The sequence below is a fragment of the Mesorhizobium sp. M1169 genome, from assembly GCF_040318345.1.
Classification (GTDB): Bacteria; Pseudomonadota; Alphaproteobacteria; order Rhizobiales; family Rhizobiaceae; genus Mesorhizobium.
The window spans coordinates 82,394-99,790 of record NZ_JAMYME010000017.1 but is presented as its reverse complement, the minus strand read 5'-3'; the positions used below and the strand labels follow the sequence as shown (position 1 = coordinate 99,790).

18 protein-coding genes are annotated in these 17,397 nt (G+C 61.6%); 7 read left to right on the top strand and 11 right to left on the bottom strand.

Going from position 1 to position 17,397, the window contains the following annotated elements:
- The first annotated feature begins 19 nt into the window (after nucleotides 1–19).
- Genes NKH41_RS18480 through NKH41_RS18470 form a run of 3 tightly spaced genes read left to right on the top strand, consistent with a single transcriptional unit; the run spans nucleotide 20 to nucleotide 4,126 of the window.
- Nucleotides 20–1,909, top strand: coding sequence for an ABC transporter ATP-binding protein (locus NKH41_RS18480; RefSeq protein WP_352541005.1), 1,890 nt, complete (start codon nucleotides 20–22; stop codon nucleotides 1,907–1,909).
- A complete protein-coding gene (locus NKH41_RS18475) occupies nucleotides 1,906–3,789 on the top strand; it encodes an ABC transporter ATP-binding protein (protein ID WP_352683923.1) in 1,884 nt (627 codons plus the stop codon). The genes NKH41_RS18480 and NKH41_RS18475 overlap by 4 nt, the downstream gene beginning before the upstream one ends.
- A 22-nt stretch (nucleotides 3,790–3,811) precedes the next feature.
- On the top strand, nucleotides 3,812–4,126 hold the full coding sequence (locus NKH41_RS18470) for a DUF6665 family protein (RefSeq protein WP_352683924.1): 315 nt from the start codon (nucleotides 3,812–3,814) through the stop codon (nucleotides 4,124–4,126).
- Between the two features lie 27 nt (nucleotides 4,127–4,153).
- Here NKH41_RS18470 and NKH41_RS18465 read toward each other — a convergent pair whose 3' ends face one another.
- A complete protein-coding gene (locus NKH41_RS18465; protein ID WP_352770913.1) occupies nucleotides 4,154–4,510 on the bottom strand; it encodes a cupin domain-containing protein in 357 nt (118 codons plus the stop codon).
- Between the two features lie 281 nt (nucleotides 4,511–4,791).
- On the opposite strand from NKH41_RS18465, the gene petA reads away from it, so the two are divergent.
- The 4 genes from petA to NKH41_RS18445 all read left to right on the top strand — a co-directional run bounded on the left by petA (nucleotide 4,792) and on the right by NKH41_RS18445 (nucleotide 8,391).
- A complete protein-coding gene (petA, locus tag NKH41_RS18460; RefSeq protein ID WP_352469731.1) occupies nucleotides 4,792–5,352 on the top strand; it encodes a ubiquinol-cytochrome c reductase iron-sulfur subunit in 561 nt (186 codons plus the stop codon).
- Nucleotides 5,353–5,368: 16 nt separating this feature from the next.
- A complete protein-coding gene (locus NKH41_RS18455; RefSeq protein WP_352770915.1) occupies nucleotides 5,369–6,670 on the top strand; it encodes a cytochrome b in 1,302 nt (433 codons plus the stop codon).
- A gap of 89 nt (nucleotides 6,671–6,759) precedes the next feature.
- Nucleotides 6,760–7,632: a cytochrome c1 gene (locus NKH41_RS18450; RefSeq protein WP_352469733.1), complete on the top strand. Its 873-nt coding sequence runs from the start codon at nucleotides 6,760–6,762 to the stop codon at nucleotides 7,630–7,632.
- Nucleotides 7,633–7,845: 213 nt separating this feature from the next.
- Nucleotides 7,846–8,391, top strand: coding sequence for an adenine phosphoribosyltransferase (locus tag NKH41_RS18445; RefSeq protein WP_352469734.1), 546 nt, complete (start codon nucleotides 7,846–7,848; stop codon nucleotides 8,389–8,391).
- 46 nt (nucleotides 8,392–8,437) lie between these two features.
- On the opposite strand, the gene NKH41_RS18440 is transcribed toward NKH41_RS18445, so the two are convergent.
- The 10 genes from NKH41_RS18440 to NKH41_RS18395 form a co-directional block, all read right to left on the bottom strand.
- Entirely contained in the window at nucleotides 8,438–8,908 is a 471-nt protein-coding gene (locus NKH41_RS18440) for a MaoC family dehydratase (protein WP_352469735.1), read from the bottom strand.
- Nucleotides 8,905–9,366 (bottom strand): MaoC family dehydratase, encoded by a 462-nt coding sequence (locus NKH41_RS18435; protein WP_352770919.1) that lies wholly within the window; start codon nucleotides 9,364–9,366, stop codon nucleotides 8,905–8,907. The genes NKH41_RS18440 and NKH41_RS18435 overlap by 4 nt, the downstream gene beginning before the upstream one ends.
- Nucleotides 9,367–9,500: 134 nt before the next feature.
- Nucleotides 9,501–10,475, bottom strand: a complete 975-nt coding sequence (gene corA / locus NKH41_RS18430) for a magnesium/cobalt transporter CorA (RefSeq protein WP_352469737.1) — start codon at nucleotides 10,473–10,475, stop codon at nucleotides 9,501–9,503.
- 217 nt (nucleotides 10,476–10,692) lie between these two features.
- The gene (ychF, locus tag NKH41_RS18425) at nucleotides 10,693–11,796 is read right to left on the bottom strand and encodes a redox-regulated ATPase YchF (RefSeq protein WP_352469740.1); all 1,104 of its coding nucleotides are present in this window, start codon (nucleotides 11,794–11,796) and stop codon (nucleotides 10,693–10,695) included.
- A gap of 77 nt (nucleotides 11,797–11,873) precedes the next feature.
- Nucleotides 11,874–12,437, bottom strand: coding sequence for a hypothetical protein (locus tag NKH41_RS18420; RefSeq protein WP_352770921.1), 564 nt, complete (start codon nucleotides 12,435–12,437; stop codon nucleotides 11,874–11,876).
- A gap of 3 nt (nucleotides 12,438–12,440) precedes the next feature.
- Nucleotides 12,441–13,166: an aminoacyl-tRNA hydrolase gene (gene pth, locus NKH41_RS18415; RefSeq protein ID WP_352770923.1), complete on the bottom strand. Its 726-nt coding sequence runs from the start codon at nucleotides 13,164–13,166 to the stop codon at nucleotides 12,441–12,443.
- Nucleotides 13,167–13,189: 23 nt separating this feature from the next.
- Complete coding sequence (locus tag NKH41_RS18410) at nucleotides 13,190–13,834, bottom strand: 50S ribosomal protein L25/general stress protein Ctc (protein WP_352469743.1); 645 nt, start codon at nucleotides 13,832–13,834, stop codon at nucleotides 13,190–13,192.
- A 223-nt stretch (nucleotides 13,835–14,057) separates the two neighbouring features.
- Complete coding sequence (locus NKH41_RS18405) at nucleotides 14,058–14,498, bottom strand: DUF2938 domain-containing protein (RefSeq protein WP_352770925.1); 441 nt, start codon at nucleotides 14,496–14,498, stop codon at nucleotides 14,058–14,060.
- A 451-nt stretch (nucleotides 14,499–14,949) separates the two neighbouring features.
- Entirely contained in the window at nucleotides 14,950–15,630 is a 681-nt protein-coding gene (locus tag NKH41_RS18400; RefSeq protein ID WP_352450507.1) for a response regulator transcription factor, read from the bottom strand.
- The gene (locus tag NKH41_RS18395) at nucleotides 15,608–17,212 is read right to left on the bottom strand and encodes a sensor histidine kinase (protein WP_352469745.1); all 1,605 of its coding nucleotides are present in this window, start codon (nucleotides 17,210–17,212) and stop codon (nucleotides 15,608–15,610) included. The genes NKH41_RS18400 and NKH41_RS18395 overlap by 23 nt, the downstream gene beginning before the upstream one ends.
- Nucleotides 17,213–17,397: the final 185 nt, after the last annotated feature.

Here is a 17,397-nt window from a genome sequence, read left to right as displayed (position 1 = left end):
AGGTATTGTGAGCATCTCTATGTTTAGCTGGTTTGAAAAAAGGCTCGATCCGTTCCCTGCCAAGGAGCCGGTCGAGCCGCCGCGGACACTGATCGCCTTCTGCGTGCATTATACGCGCGGCGCGTGGCCCTACATCGCTCTCGATGCGGTACTGGTGACGGCCATCGCCCTTGCCGAGGTGTGGATGTTCGGCTTCATGGGCCGGATCGTCGACTGGCTGTCCGGACAGAATCGCGAGACATTCCTGCAGACCGAAGGCTTGAAGCTGGCCGGGATGGCCTTCATCGTGGTTTTCGCGCTGCCGGCGACGGTCTGGTTCCATTCGCTGCTCAACCAGCAGACGCTGATGGGTAATTATCCGATGCGTATCCGCTGGCAGGTGCATCGTTACCTGCTCAAGCAGTCGATGAGCTTCTATCAGGACGAGTTTGCCGGGCGCATCGCGACCAAGCTGATGCAGACCGCGCTCGCGGTGCGCGAGTGCGTCATCAAGCTCATCGATGTGCTCAACTATATCGTCGTCTATTTTCTCGGCATGCTGTTCATCGTCGGCTCGGCAGACTGGCGGCTGGCTGCGCCGCTTGCCGTCTGGCTTGCCGGATATGTCCTGCTGTTGCGCTATTTCATCCCGCGGCTGGGCAAGGTCGGCGAGGAGCAGGCCAATGCGCGCTCGACCATGACCGGCCGTGTCGTCGACAGCTACTCCAACATCCAGACGGTCAAGCTGTTCTCGCATGCGCGGCGCGAGGCATCCTTCGCCAAGGACGGTATGGCCGGCTTTCTCGACACCGTTTACCGGTCGATGCGGTTGGTGACTCAGCTCTACGGCCTGCTCTACGTCCTGAATTCGCTGCTGTTGTTTTCGGTCACCGCAATCTCGCTATGGCTGTGGCTCGGCCAAGCCGTGACGATCGGCGCCGTCGCCCTGGTCATCGGCCTCGTGCTTCGGCTCTGGGGCATGTCGCAATGGATCATGTGGGAGATGTCCACGCTGTTCGAGAATATCGGCACGGTGCAGGACGGCATCGCCTCGATCTCGCTGCCGCGCCTCGTCGAAGACCGGCCTGGCGCCAAGGATATTGCCGTGACCAAGGGGGAGATCCGTTTTGAGGACATCCGCTTCCACTATGGCAAGCAGAAGGGCGTGATCGAAAGCCTGTCGCTGACGGTGAAGCCGGGCGAGAAGGTCGGCATCGTCGGCCGTTCGGGTGCCGGCAAGTCGACGCTGGTCAATCTTCTGTTGCGCTTCTATGACCTCGAAAGCGGCAAGGTCCTGATCGACGGCCAGGACATTGCGGCGGTGACGCAGGACTCGCTGCGCGCCCAGATCGGCATGGTCACGCAGGACACCTCGCTGCTGCATCGCTCGGTGCGCGAGAATATCCTCTATGGCCGGCCGGACGCCAGCGACCAGATGCTGATCGAGGCGGCGCGGCGCGCCGAGGCGCTGGATTTCATCGCCGGATTGTCGGATTCTAACGGTCGAAAGGGTTTCGACGCGCATGTCGGTGATCGCGGCGTCAAATTGTCCGGCGGCCAGCGGCAACGCATCGCCATAGCCCGTGTCATGCTGAAGGACGCACCAATCCTTATCCTCGACGAAGCGACCTCCGCCCTCGATTCCGAGGCCGAGGCGGCCATCCAGGAGAACCTCTACAGACTGATGCAAGGCAAGACCGTCATCGCCATTGCGCACCGGCTGTCGACGATCGCCGCCATGGACCGGCTCGTCGTTATGGACAAGGGCCGCGTCATCGAGGAAGGTTCGCATGAGGAACTGGTTGCCAGCGGCGGGCTCTACGCCCAGCTCTGGCAACGCCAGTCGGGCGGCTTCCTGCTCGACGACGGCCCCTCCGCCAACGATGCAGCCGCCAACGATGCAATCGCCAAGGGTGAAGCCGCCGAATGATGACTGCCATCTACCGCTGGTTCGAGAACTGGGTCTATCCATTCCGCGAGCCTGCGGACCTTCGCCCACCTGCCGGCGTCAGGGGTTTCCTCTGGCATTATGTCGGGCAGGCGAAGATCGCCTTCTTCGCCATGCTGGTGATCGGCGGCATCGCGCCGCTGGTCGAAGCCGGACTGTTCTATTTCGTCGGGCGGCTGGTCGACATCCTCGACCAGCTTCCCGGTGAACGCAGCTGGCACGCTCTGTGGACTGCCGCCGGCCCGGAACTTGTCTTCATGATCGCGGTGGTGCTGGTCATCCGCACCATTGTCGTCGGCCTGTCGGCGCTGGTCGACGAGCAGACGATCACGCCGGGTTTCTATAATCTGGTGCGCTGGCAGGCGCATCGCCATGTCTCGCGCCAATCCTACGCCTTCTTCCAGAACGACTTTGCCGGGCGTATCGCGACCAAGGTCTGGCAGGCGGGACAGGCGACCGGCGATCTGATGGAAAGCTTCATCGAGGTGGTCTGGTTCATGGTCGTCTATACGGTGACGACGCTGGCGCTGGTCGCCGGGCTCGATCTCCGGCTGGCGGTGCTGGTGGTGATCTGGATTACCGCCTTCGGCTTTCTGGCCAGGCGCTATTTGCCGGCAATCCGCAAACATGCCGAAGCCACCGCCGAAGCCGGCTCGATGATCACCGGCCGCCTTGTCGATTCCTATTCGAACGTGCAGACGTTGAAACTGTTCTCGGCCGATGGCGACGACCGCTACATCAGGAACGGCTTCGACATCTATCTCGACGCGCTGCGCCCGTTCACCCGCAGGCTGACCGGCGTGCGCATGGCGCTGACGATGCTGTCGGGCATTATGATCACGGCGATCGCCTGCTTTGCCGTTTATCTCTGGGTCGAGGGTGCGATCACAGTCGGCGCCGTGGCTTTCACGCTGTCTTTGGTGCTGCGGCTGAACATGCTGCTCGGCCGGCTGATGATGCAGCTCAACGGCATCTTGCGGAACCTCGGCGTGCTGGAGAATTCCAAGGCGCTGATCTCACAGCCGCTCGGCCTGACCGATGCGCCGGACGCGAAAGAGCTTGTCGTCGGCGGCGGGCGTATCAACGTCAACAATGTCGAGTTCCACTACGGCAAGGGGTCCGGCGTGCTCAACGGCATCGACCTCGTCGTGCGGCCGGGCGAAAAGGTCGGCCTGGTCGGCCCGTCCGGCGCCGGCAAGACGACCTTGGTCAATCTGATCCTGCGCCTCTACGACCTCGAGAGCGGCAAGATCACCATTGACGGGCAGGACGTCTCCAGGGTCACGCAGAATTCGCTGCGCGCCAATATCGGCGTCGTCAGCCAGGATACGGCACTTTTCCACCGCTCGCTGCGCGACAACATCAAGCTCGGCATGCCGGAAGCGACCGACGCCGAGGTGGTCGCGGCAGCGAAGAAGGCCGAGGCGCACGAGTTCATCCTCGGTCTGCGCGACAATCGCGATCGTATCGGCTACGAGGCCTATGTCGGCGAGCGCGGCGTCAAGCTCTCCGGCGGCCAGCGCCAGCGCGTGGCGATCGCCCGCGTCTTCCTCAAGGATGCACCGATACTGGTGCTCGATGAGGCGACCTCGGCGCTCGATTCCGACATCGAGGCGGCGATCCAGGAAAATCTGGCAAGGCTGATGGAAGGCAAGACGGTCATCGCCATCGCGCATCGGCTGTCGACCATTGCGGCACTCGACCGGCTGGTAGTGCTCGACGAGGGCCGCATCGTCGAGCAAGGCACGCATGACGAGCTGGTCGGGCTCGACGGGCTCTATGCCAGGCTGTGGAAGCGGCAGTCCGGCGGTTTCCTGTTCAACGAGGAGAGCGCGCTGGCCGAGACCCGGCCGGCGGAGTAGTTTCTAAAGACCGGAGTAGACCATGATGGTGAGAATGCCATCGAATTTCGGACGGTCCGGCGCGCAGGAGAGCGCGTTGGACCTGCTTGGCCATGAAATCCTCGGCGAGAAGGCGGCCGCGCTCGGCCGCGCCGGCCGGCGCGTCGAGGAAACATTGACGAGGCTGCGCGAGAATTGCGACGATGTCGACCGCGCCCGGCTGCTCAGGGATGCAGCCGAAGCGGTGCACGGGTATTTCATCCAGCGCGAACTCTGCGGCCTGCGCAAGCACGACGCGGTGATCCGGGAATACAACATTCCCAAGGCCGTGCTGGCCAGGCTCGGCGCCAGCGCATGATCCGAACCGGAACTGGTTTGGGAAGCGTTATTCCAGCCACTCGGTGATGAAGCTCCCGTTCTCGTGTATGTCGGTGGTTTCCAGCGGGCCTGGCCCGAGATTGGTGAATTTGTGCGGCGTGTTCGGCGGTACGACCAGGATCTGGCCGGCGGTGGCCTCGATCTGCCGGTCGCCGATGGTGAACAGGCCGGTGCCGGTCCGGATGATAAAAATCTCGCAATAGGGATGGCTGTGCAGCCTGGGGCCGCCGCCGATGTCAGGCAGGTAGTTGAAGATCAGGCAGCTGCGGGCGCCGTAAGCTCCGCCTTGCAGCTCGCCCTGCCAGTGGTCGGGCCAGCGGTCGGGCGCTTCGGCCCATTTGCCGCGGTCTATGACATGCGCCATAGGCCGAGGATAAACCGGGCGAGCGCCAGATGTCGAGGCGAACGCAGCCATTTGGTTTTGCTGCTGTTTTCCAATCGTTCCGCCGTGCGAATTACGCCCCCGCGACAATCTGCCCTTGTGCCTTCACCCGTCTGGACAAAAACAGGCTTCACGCATAAACCCAAGTCCCAAATGCCGGAGGAATTCGCTAGCCTGTTCGCCATGCGCTGTCGGGCCGGCGCGATTGAGCGGGGAACAAGGCTCGGCCGCCGGCACGGAAGAGGCGAAAGGATCAGGCACCCGTGAGCGCAACCGACACCCAGGATCCCAACCGTCGTGATTTTCTCTACGTCGCCACCGGCATGGCCGCAGTGGTCGGCGCGGGCGCCGTTGCCTGGCCATTCATCGACCAGATGCGACCGGATGCCTCGACGCTGGCGCTCGCCTCGGTCGAGGTCGACGTCTCCTCGCTGACGCCGGGAATGTCGCTCGTCGTGAAGTGGCGCGGCAAGCCGGTTGTCGTGCGCAACCGCACCGAAAAAGAGATGAGGGACGCCGAGGCGGTCAATCTCGCCGAACTCAAGGATCCAATTGCCCGCAATGCCAACCTGCCGGCCGACGCGCCGGCAACCGACGCCAACCGGACCACGCCGGGCAAGGAAGCCTGGATGGTGATGGTCCAGGTCTGCACCCATCTCGGCTGCATCCCGCTCGGCCAGGAAGGCGATTTCGGCGGCTGGTTCTGCCCATGCCACGGTTCGCAATACGATACGGCCGGCCGCATCCGAAAGGGACCGGCGCCGGAGAACATGGCGGTGCCGGTGTTTCAATTCGTTTCCGACACCAAGATCCGTATCGGCTGAGGCAAGGGATATTTCGATGAGCGAGGGACACTCGACCTATACGCCCAAGACCGGTATCGGACGCTGGTTCGATTCCCGCATGCCGCTCCCGCGGCTGGTCTATGACAGCTTCATCGCCTATCCGGTGCCGCGCAACCTGAACTATGCCTGGACCTTCGGCGGCATCCTTGCGCTTATGTTGGCGGCGCAGATCCTGACCGGTATCGTGCTGGCCATGCACTATGCGGCCGACAGCACTCTCGCCTTCTATTCGGTCGAAAAGATCATGCGCGACGTGAATTCGGGCTGGCTGCTGCGCTACCTGCATTCGAACGGCGCGTCGTTCTTCTTCGTCGCCGTCTACATCCATATCTTCCGCGGGCTCTACTACGGCTCCTACAAGGCGCCGCGCGAGCTGCTGTGGATCCTCGGCTGTATCATCTACCTGCTGATGATGGCGACCGGATTCATGGGCTACGTGCTGCCCTGGGGCCAGATGAGCTTCTGGGGCGCCACCGTCATCACCGGTTTCTTCACCGCCATACCTCTGGTCGGCGACTGGATCCAGCAGCTTTTGCTCGGCGGCTTCGCGGTCGACAATCCGACGCTGAACCGCTTCTTTGCGCTGCATTACCTGCTGCCGTTCATGATCGCCGGCGTTGTCGTGCTGCACATCTGGGCGCTTCACGTCGTCGGCCAGAACAATCCGACCGGCATCGAGGTCAAATCGAAGACCGACACGCTCGCCTTCACGCCTTACGCGACCATCAAGGATGGGTTCGGCATGATCGTGTTCCTGTTCGTCTTCGCCTATTTCGTCTTTTATCTGCCGAACTATCTCGGCCATCCGGACAATTACACCGTTGCCAACCCCCTGAAGACGCCGGCCCACATTGTGCCGGAATGGTACTTCCTGCCGTTCTACGCGATCCTGCGCGCTATCACCTTCAATATCGGGCCCATCAACTCCAAGCTCGGCGGCGTGCTCTGCATGTTCGGCGCGATTGTCATGCTGTTCCTGGTGCCGTGGCTCGACACCTCGAAGGTGCGCTCGGCAGTCTACCGGCCCTGGTACAAGCTGTTCTTCTGGCTGTTCGTGGCCGACTCCATCCTGCTCGGCTGGCTGGGCTCGCAGCCGGCCGAGGGCAGCTATGTATTCATGGCGCAGATGGCGACGCTGTTCTACTTCGCCTTCTTCCTGGTAGCGCTGCCGGTGCTCGGGCTGATCGAAAAGCCGCGGCGGCTGCCGAACTCGATCACCGAGGCGGTGCTCGAGAAGAACAAGGGCGGCGGTGGACATCCTGCCGGCGCCACGACCGCGCCGGAAACCAAGGGCTGAGCATGATTCCGAAAAGTGGAAACCGGTACTCGGACAAGGTCATGCTCGAGACGGTGACGGCGCGTCAGAGAATCTCAAGGGGATTTGGCATGAAGAAGATTCTCTCCTCGCTGGCGCTGCTTGGCCTTGTGGCCGCGGGCATGGGTGCCGCAAGCACTGGAGCCAGCGCCCAGGAAGAGGCGCACAATGAGGCGGCGCCGACGCATTTCCCGATACACGAACCGAAGGAAATGGATTGGAGCTTCGCCGGGCCATTCGGCACCTACGACAAGGCCCAGCTGCAGCGCGGGCTGAAGGTCTACAAGGAAGTCTGCTCGGCCTGCCATTCGATGAATTTGGTGGCGTTCCGTACACTGGAGGGCCTTGGCTATTCGGATGCGCAGATCAAGACGCTGGCGGCCGAATATACGATCCATGACGGACCGAACGATGCCGGCGACATGTTCGATCGTCCCGGCAAGCCGTCCGACCATTTCCCGGCGCCGTTCCCCAATGTGGAAGCGGCGGCGGCGGCAAATGGCGGCGCAGCACCGCCCGACATGTCGCTGCTGGCAAAGGCGCGCGGGGTCGAACGCGGCTTCCCGCGCTTCGTCTTCGATATCTTTACCCAGTATGCCCAGGGCGGCCCCGACTACATCCACTCGCTGCTGACCGGCTACGACCAGCAGCCGCCGGCGGGCATGGTCATACCAGAAGGCACGTACTACAATCCGTACTTCCTGTCCGGCGTGTCGCTGAAGATGCCGAAGCCGCTCTCTGACGGCCAGGTAACCTATGATGACGGCGCGCCGCAGACGGTCGACCAGTATTCGCGTGACGTGTCGGCCTTCCTGATGTGGGCGGCCGAGCCACACCTCGAGGACCGCAAGAAGACCGGCTTTCGCGTACTGGTCTTCCTGCTGCTGTTCGGCGCACTGGTCTACCTGACCAAACGCAAGGTGTGGGCCGGCGTGGCGCACTGAGCCCTGCGATCTACGAGAATGCGAGGGCGTCGAAAGACGCCCTTCTCATTGCAGGCATGTCGATTCATCGCTGCCGGCGCAGAGTGGCCCCTTTGCCGGACAATTTTCTGTCAGGCGTCACATGGCGGTAGCCGGACTTAGCTGCACCGGGTTACGATTGGCCCATTCCCTTCACGTCTTCAGCCGAATCTGAAAGGCCCGGAGAGCCGCTTGATGAAATCCTCGCTCGAAGAGACGCTGCTTGCCGCGATCCGCACCATTCCGGATTATCCCAAGCCGGGCATCCTGTTTCGCGACATCACCACGCTGCTCGGCAATGCGCGGGCCTTCCGCCGCGCCATCGACGAACTGGTGCATCCCTATGCCGGCCTCAAGATCGACAAGATCGCCGGCATCGAGGCGCGCGGCTTCATCCTCGGCGGCGCCATCGCCCACCAGCTCTCGGCCGGCTTCGTGCCGATCCGCAAGAAGGGCAAGTTGCCTTCCGAGACGGTGCGCGTCGCCTACAGCCTGGAATACGGGCTGGACGAGATGGAGATGCACAAAGACGGTGTTTCTCCAGGCGAGAAGGTAATCCTCGTCGACGATTTGATCGCCACCGGCGGCACGGCCGAGGCGGCCGTCAAGCTATTGCGGCAGATCGGCGCCGACATCCTCGCCGCCTGCTTCGTCATCGACCTGCCGGACCTTGGCGGCCGCGAGAGGTTAGAGGCGCTCGGCGTACCGGTGAGGACGCTGATCGGGTTTGAGGGGCATTGAGCGTTTCTTCCTTCTCCCCTTCTTGTGGAGTAGGGAAGAACTCCGCTCACTCCACCTTCACCAGCACGGCACTTTCGAATTCGATGACCTTGTCGCCGGTCGAATCGAAGGCCTCCGAGCGGAGCGTCAGCAGCCGCCAGCCCGGTCGCGAGGCGATAGGGCGATGGGCCAGCGCGGTGCGGGTGAAAGTCACGGTTTCCCCGGCATAGACAGGTTTGGGCCATTTGAGGTTCTTGAAGCCGGGCGAGGGGCCGAATTTCGGCACCGGCCCGGGACCGGGCCAGCGGGCGACCTCTGCCTCTATGCCAGCCTGGAGGTTCAATTTCATCCAGGTGGCGGCGGTGTGCCAGCCCGAGGCGCAGAGCCCGCCGAATATGCTGTTCCTCGCCGCCTCTTCGTCGATATGGAATATCTGCGGGTCGTATTTGCGGGCGAACGCCTTGATCGCCTCCGGTTCGAATCGATGTGAACCGAGCGTGACGGTGATACCGATGCAGAAGAATTCGTCGAGGCTCACGCACTGCCCTCGCGGGTGAGGAACATGACGGTGTTTTCGAGCTCGAAAACACCTTCGCCGCGCTGGTTGAACAACTCGCTGCGCATGGTCACCAGGCCAAGGCGGGGTTTCGATCTGGACAGTCGCTTGGCAAGGACGGTGGTGCTGCCGGTCAACAGGTCGCCGGCCAGGACCGGCCGTTTCCATTTGACCTGGTCGACGCCCGGCGCGCCCTGGGAGGTCGAGTCGAGCAGGAAGGCATCGCACAGCATGCGCATGAACATGGCGCAGGTGTGCCAGCCTGAAGCCGCCAGCCCGCCGAGGATGCTGGCCTTGCCCGCGGCCTCGTCGAGATGCATCGGCTGGGCATCGAACTCGTTGGCGAATTCTATGATTTCGGCGGCGCTTACCAGCTTGGTGCCGAGGTCGAGCGAAGCGCCCTCGACAAAATCCTCATAAGCCCAGGTCTTTGCGGTCATGGTCTGGAAATCCTGTTCAGGATTGTACGATCGCTACGGGTCCGGGTCCCGGATGCAGGCAGGGCGGCATTTGGTCAAGCAATTTCTATTGCGCCAGCCCGTTGCGACCAAGCCGCAGCGCGGTATTGACGACCCTATAGCCAGCCGCGGCGGCGGAAATACCAGAAAGGCAGGATTGCCGAAAGCACCATCATGCCGATGGCGAAGGGATAGCCAAAGTGCCATTTGAGCTCAGGGATGATGTCGAAATTCATGCCGTAGATCGAAGCGACAAGCGTCGGCGGCAGGAAGATGACAGCGGCGACGGAGAAGATCTTGATGATGGCGTTCTGCTCGATCGAGATCATGCCGAGCGTCGCGTCGAGCAGGAAGCTGATCTTCTGCGACAGGAACGTGGCGTGGTCGGCGAGCGACAGCACGTCGCGCGACAAGGTCTTGATGCGAGCGCGGGTATCCTTGCTCATCCTGCTTTGCGTGGAGGCATGGGCGAGAAAGCCGGCAAGGCGCTGCAGCGAGATCAGGCTGTCGCGGATCGAGGAGGCGAGGTCCTCCTTGCGGCCAATGCCTTTCAACAGCTCCTGGAAGTCGCGGTTGCGCTTGGAAACCTTGGTCGAGCGTGCCTCGAAGATGTCGCGCGAGATCGCCTCCACGTCGCGGCCGGCGCGCTCCAGAATGTCGGCGAGGCGGTCGACGATCGCCTCCAGCAGTCCGATCAGGATGGTGTCGCCGCTGGTGCAGCCGGTCGCCACCTTCTCGGCGCGCAGCGGAAAGGTCTTGAACGCCTTCGGCTCGTGGTAACGCACGGTGATCAGCCTGCTTCCGGCGAGCACGAAGGTGACCGGCGACATCAAGGGATCGTTCACCTCGGTCTGCGCAGGCAGAATGGCGGTCATGAAGTAGGCGCCGTCCTCGACGTAGAGACGGCTCGAGATCTCGATCTCCTCCATCTCTTCCCGCGTCGGAACGGCGATGCCGAGCCAGGTCTCGATTGTCGTCTCTTCCTCCTTTGTCGGGTTGAAGAGGTCGACCCAGACGACAGTGTCGCTGTTTTGCACGAGATCGTCGACCAGGCGCAGGCGATCATTGTCGACGACGAAGGCCTTGATCATCGCCGGGTCTCCCTTGCTGTTGCCAAAGAGCGTTCGTTTGGAGGGGGCGCGTCAGTCACATCGCACGGACACGGGCAGGCGAGGCGCGAGGCCGGTGCAGAGGCCCCTTAGACCCCGCACGATGGCCCGTCAAGCAGCGCAAGAGCCACTGCGACGCCCTGCTTTGAAGTTTGTCATCGAGCGACGGCAATGGTGACCATTGGGCTCCCTCGCCGGCTCAGGTGTTGAACTTGAACAGCATGATGTCGCCGTCCTGGACGACATACTCCTTGCCTTCGTCGCGCGCCTTGCCGGCCTCCTTGGCCGCGACTTCGCCGCCTAGCCTGACGAAGTCCTCATAGGCGATGGTCTGGGCGCGGATGAAGCCGCGCTCGAAATCGGTGTGGATGACGCCTGCCGCCTGCGGCGCCTTGGCGCCCTTGTGCACGGTCCAGGCGCGTGTCTCCTTGGGGCCAACGGTAAAGTAGGTGATGAGCTGGAGCAGCTCGTAGCCGGCGCGGATGACCTTGTTCAGGCCGGGTTCGTCCAGACCGAGCGTTGCCAGGAATTCCATTTCCTCTTCGTCCGAGAGCTGGGCGACCTCGGCCTCGATCGCCGCGGAAATCACAACGGTGCGGGCACCTTGCGCGGCGGCCATCTTCTCGACCGCCCTGGTATGCGCGTTGCCGGTGGCGGCATCGGCTTCCGCGACGTTGCAGACGTAAAGCACCGGGTGTGAGGTCAAGAGATTCAGCCCCTGCAGGATGCGTAGATCCTCAGCCGAGATGCCGTTGAGCAGGATGCGGGCGGGCTTGCCCGCCTGCAGCAGTTCAAGCGCCGCTTCCATCATCGGAAGTGCGGTCGCTGCTTCCTTGTCCTTGCCGGCGGCACGCTTGCGGATCTGCACGATGCGGCGCTCAAGGCTGTCGAGGTCGGCAAGCATCAATTCGGTTTCGACGGTCTCGGCATCAGCGACAGGATCGATGCGGCCCTCGACATGGGTGACGTCGTCATCCTCGAAGCAGCGCAGCACATGGACGATGGCGTCGACCTCACGGATGTTGGCGAGGAATTGGTTGCCAAGCCCTTCGCCTTTGGAGGCGCCACGCACCAGGCCGGCAATGTCGACGAACGAGATGCGGGTCGGGATGATCTCCTTCGACTTGCCGATCGCGGCGATCTTCTGCAGGCGCGGATCGGGCACCGCCACCTCGCCGGTATTCGGTTCGATGGTGCAGAACGGATAATTGGCGGCCTGCGCCGCCGCCGTCCTGGTCAACGCATTGAAGAGCGTCGACTTGCCGACATTGGGCAAGCCAACGATGCCGCATTTGAAACCCATTTTTGTCTGGTCCTATCGGGAAATCGAAATTTGATCAGGGCTATGGGCGAAAGCGCCGATGATCGTCAAGGCGCAATTCAATTCAGACGCTGCGCGATGTCATCGGTGCCTATCGCCAACGAACGAACGCCGGACCTGCTCAGTATTTGCAGAAGATGCCAGAACGCGTCGACCTCAGCGGTTCCGAAATCGATGGTCAGTTGCCCCTCGAGCAATTGCGCACTGTGAATGACGTTTCCGACGGTCTCCGATGTTTCACGCTCGCTATCGATATCGAACCAGCCGCGAAACCATTCGTCGAAGAGATCGCCGTCGAGCTCATTTATAGGGAATTTAAAATGAACCTCATCCCACCTGAAAGGTGAGATGAGGACATCCATTCCACCCATCCCGGCGTGAATATCCGGAGAGAATTTCACATAGGAATCGCTGTTGATGAATTGCGGATTTGGCTGTCCGTCATTACTGACGAAATCAACCGCGATGAAATTTCGATAGAAGGAATCGACGTTCGAAAACTTGATTTCGGTCGCATGCGATCCTTGGCTGTTGCGAGCAAGTTCGCCGGCAGCGGTGACGAAATAATCAACATACTTCTGTCTGATGAGACGGACCAATTCCTGAATGTCATCCAGATCCATGGCTCAGTCCTTGCCGCCAAAAAGCTTCTTCAGCATGGCCGCCATCGGGCCGGTTTCGGGCAGCTTGGCCGCCGGCTGCTGCGGCCGCGCCTGGCGGACGTGGCTTTGCGCCTTTGGCGCCTTGGGCGGCGGGCGATCGTCGTCGTCCGTCGGCGTGAGCTTGTCGCGCAGCGCCAGCGTCACGCGGTTCATGAACGAATTGTCGTCGCCCTTGGCAAGCAATCCGGCACCATTGGCGATTGCGTCGAGCAGCACGTCCAGCCATTCGCGGTCGCCCTTGGCGAAATCGCCAAGCACATGGCCGTGCACCATTTCCTTGACGCCGGGATGGCCGACGCCGATGCGCACACGGCGAAAATCCTTGCCGACGTGCTGGTCGAGGGAGCGGATGCCGTTGTGGCCGCCGGAACCGCCACCGACCTTGACCCGCACCTTGCCGGCGGCAAGGTCGATCTCGTCATAAAAGACAGTCAGCGCCGAAGGGCCGAGCTTGTAGAAGCGCAAGGCTTCGCCGACCGCCTGGCCGGACAGGTTCATGAAGGTCTGCGGCTTGATCAGGATCACCTTTTCGCCGGCAAGCGTGCCTTCGGCAATCAGACCCTGGAATTTCTTCGACCAAGGCGAAAAGGAATGGCGGCGGGCGATCGCGTCCGCCGCCATGAAGCCGACATTGTGCCGGTTGTTGGCGTATTTCGCGCCCGGATTGCCGAGGCCTGCAAAGACAAGCATCGTCGCCTCCGGGCGGGAAGGGGTTACTTCTCTTCGGCGGCAGGAGCCGCTTCGGGCGCAGCCGCTTCAGTCGTCTCTTCCGCAGCCTCCGGCTTCATCGCCGAGGAGCCGGCAATGGTCGCGATGGTGAAGTCGCGGTCGGAGATCACCGGCTTGACGCCGGCCGGCAAGGTGACGGCCGAAATGTGGATCGAATCGCCGATATCGGTACCGGTGAGATCGACGGTGATGAAATCCGGGATCGCATTGGCCGGGCAGTGGAACTCGACCTCGTGGCGCACGATGTTGAGCACGCCGCCGCGTTTGATGCCGGGCGACTTGTCTTCATTGATGAAGTGCACGGGCACATCGACGTTGACTTCGGTATCCTTGCCGATGCGCAGGAAATCGACATGGACAGGGAAATCCTTGACCGGGTCGAGCTGAAAATCCTTGGGCAGAACCTGGATCTTGTTGCCGTCGACATCGATCGTGGCGACCGTGGTCAGAAACCCGCCGCCATGGATCTTGTAGTAGATGTCCTTGTAGGTCAGCGCAATCGCCAGGGGAGGCTGCTTGTCGCCGTAAATCACTGCAGGCACTTTACCGTTGCGGCGAACTGCACGGGCGGACCCCTTACCGACCTGTTCGCGCGCTTCGGCCTTGAGCTCGTAAGTATCGTGGCTCATGGCATTTCCTTTCGCGTTGTTCTGGAGCGTTCGCGGCCGGCAACGTGCCGGGGCCGTAAACGTCGAAAGCCGACATAGCTAACGCATGACCTGGTCCGAAAACCGGAATCCACTTTTCGGGATCATGCGGGAAGGCGGCCTTCCGCCGCGTTGCCTCCAAGGGTGTCTACGCGGGTGGCGGCTCTATAGCGGAAGGCGGCGCGAGGTGCAAGCGGGCGGCCCATCAGGCCGGAAGTAGCAATGCCGAAAGCGATGCTGCAACGTACAGCCCAACCCCGAAAGACAGATGGGCCATAAGGCTGCGCAGGCGCGCAGTGCGCGGGTTGGGAACTTTCGAAGCCGCGATGCCGATCCCAAAAGCCGGTTGCATCACGAAGAACGGCGCGACGATGGTGCAGACGCCGACCAACAGGGCCGGAAGCACTGTCGGGTGCCGTGCCCAGTCGAGGCCCCACACTCCAATCAGCGCTGCGGCAAATACGATGCCGGTCGCGTAATGCGCACTCCATCCAATGGCGGTTTCGCCGCGAACGCGGGCAGCTTGTGCGATATTCGCATGTGCAAAACGTCCATGTGGAAAGTGCCCTATCCAGCGGCCGACCCAGGCGTAATCAAGCGGTGGAATCGCGAACATTCGCTTCAGAAACCATCCCCAGAGGTCCATCAGGGCTGTCGCGCCGTTCCAACGACGGCCGCACGAACAACGAACTCCAACATTTTGGCATCTCTTGTTTCACTCGTTGTCGCCTATTGTCGTGGAGTCCAGTGCGTTCTTTCGGCCGACGCCTTGGCAATCCTCAGGGCACGAGGCTGGGCCTCGCTCCGGTTCGAAGGCGGCTTCCCCGACTGGGTGGCTGCAGGCCTGGGGGTAGAGGGCGTGAATTGCGAAAGCGGTTAACGGCCGCCAAAATCGGCGTCGCCGGCCAAGCCAGAACACGAATGGAAAGGTCGGACCGCGGCGGGGCAATGCCCACAGCGGGTGGACGGCGCGCGCCGGCAGCATGGAAGGGAGCCAATGAACTCCTATTCGGAAACAAGCGGTGGAAGCGGCGTTGCGGAAGGGAAGGTTTCCAGCGAGCGGCGAGAACGGTGCGACAAAGAGTTCGCTCTACCTTCTATGGCTTCCGCTCGACCAGCATGTAGCCGATCCCACGAACTGTCTGAATGCTGGCCGATGCATCCGGCCCGAGCTTCGCACGCAGATAGCGAATGTATACCTCCACGATCTTCGTCCCGGGTTCGAAGCTGTATGACCAGACATTGTTGAGGATGCGCTCGCGGCTAACCACTTTCCCCGCATTGAGCATAAGGAAATGCAGAAGGTCGAATTCACGTCGGGTAAGGCTGATTTCCCGGTCGCCGTCCGCAAAACGACGAGCGCTCGTGTCGAGATTGAGGCGGCTCACTCGAAGCAATTGTCGATCCACTGCACCCTGACGGCGTCGGCGCAGCGCGTCAATCCTGGCCACCAGTTCATCAAACGCAAACGGTTTCGTCAGGTAATCGTCGGCACCGCCCTTGAGCCCATCTACGCGATCCTGAATTGTCTCCTTCGCGGTCAGCATCAGGATGAGAACCGGCCACTGCTCCAATCGCACGATCCGGCACAGCTCAAGGCCGTCCAGGTAGGGAAGCAGACGGTCCAGGATCACGAGATCGAATGGATCCGTACGAATAATGGCTAGTCCCTCGCGACCGTCCTCCGCGACACTCACGTGGAAGCCTTCGGCCTCCAACCCCCGGCGGAGAAAGTCGGAGACACGCCGGTCGTCTTCAACGATCAGGATTCGAATCATGGGTGCGATGTACCAGCGGCAGTCTGATTCTGAGGAGGGTTCCCGAAGGCTCAATTCCTTCAAGGCCGATTGTGCCATTGTGCCCGTCTATAATCTCCTTGGCGATCGCGAGGCCAACACCAAGGCCGTCGGCTGCGGACCTCCCGCCGACACGCCCGCGATAATATCGGTCAAACACGAACGGGAGATCGTTGGCATCGATCCCTGAACCGTTGTCGCGGATGGCGATCTCAAGCATTCCATGACGCTCAGCCATCTCGACTGCTATTGTCTGATACGGCTTTGAGTACTTTATGGCGTTGTCGAAGCCGATCAGCAGCGCTTGCTTTAGGCGCTGGGCGTCACCCCGAATGAGGCAATGGTCTGGGTTGAGCGACAGGTCAACGGATATCTGCTTGGGACCTGCGAGTACGGAAGCCTCCTGAACGGCCGCCTTCACAACCTCACCGGTATCGATGTTGCGCAAGGAGAACCTGAAATTTTCAGCTTCGGAGCGGGCGAATGCCAGAAGGTCCCCCAGGTTGCGAGCCATATCTTCAGCGCAATTGCGGATTCGGCTCAGAGCTTCGCGGTAAGATCGAACACGCGGTTGGCCGCGGAGGGCAACGTCGGCCTCTCCGCGGAGAATCGTCAACGGCGTGCGGAGTTCGTGGCTTGCCTCCGCAAAAAATTGTGTGCGTCGGCTATCGATCGCTCTCAGTTGCTCATTGGCTTTCCGCAGTTCACGGGTGCGCAACTGAACCTCCGCCTCCAAGCGGTCCTGTACCGAAATCAGAGCAGCACGTTCGATCTCGAGAGCCTCGGCCATGCTGTTGAAACTTCGCGAGAGGGAAGCGAACTCGTCGCGTCCGGTCGCGGAAACGCGATGGTCGAGCTTGCCTGCAGCGATGGCTTTGGCGCTTTCGTTCAGTTCACGCACAGGTGTGGCGATTGATCGTCGCAGGACCAGGCCGAACCCCAGACTGCCCAGCATGAGCAACGCAGCGAAGCCGCCGGTCAGCAGCAGCAGCCGCCATTGTGCGCCACGGACGCCGGCGAGTTCCTCTCCAACCTCCCTGCGCTCATCGTGCAAAGCGGCTTCAATCATTTCTTCAAGATCGTTCTCTAATCGGTGCTCCACATCGTTGCGGAAGGCGTCTACGATGCCCTTTGGATCCCCCTTTGTTCGCTGGCTGAACAGTCGCTGGGCGGCCCGATCGATCGCCTCAAACAGCGCCTTGACGCGACCGACGAATCTGAGTTCGGCCTCCTCCTGGCGTCTATCGCTCCAATATCCGAGAGCACCGAGTTCCTCGCGAGTGGCGCCCTCCAGCTTGTAGAATCCGGATTTCACTGCTTCTCGCGCCGCTTCGAAATCCGGCATTTGCTCGGGCCCAAGCAGCAAGACTTCAGCGAGTTGCTCGGTGTAATTGTTGGCTTGCCCATTGAGTTCGGCGAGCGCCTCGAACCGCCCGTGGACGCTGTCGATTCGGCGGACGAATTCCTCTGTCAGCTGGAGTGTTGCGAATGCCAGTCCTGAAATCAGTCCGACAAGGGCGAGAATGACGATTTGAAATAGGAAGATGCGGCCTCGAACGGTCATGCGGTAATCCTGCCGGCGATCGGATAATGCCTCTCACCAAATTCTAACCGGAGCCCTCCCAAGCGTCTAATCGGAACCTCCTAAGTTCGAGCGGAGGGTGTGCGACGCCCTCATCGCCACGTTGGCGGCGAACTAGACGAGGTTTCGGTTGGCACAAGTAGATTTTCGGACCGACAGTGACGCCA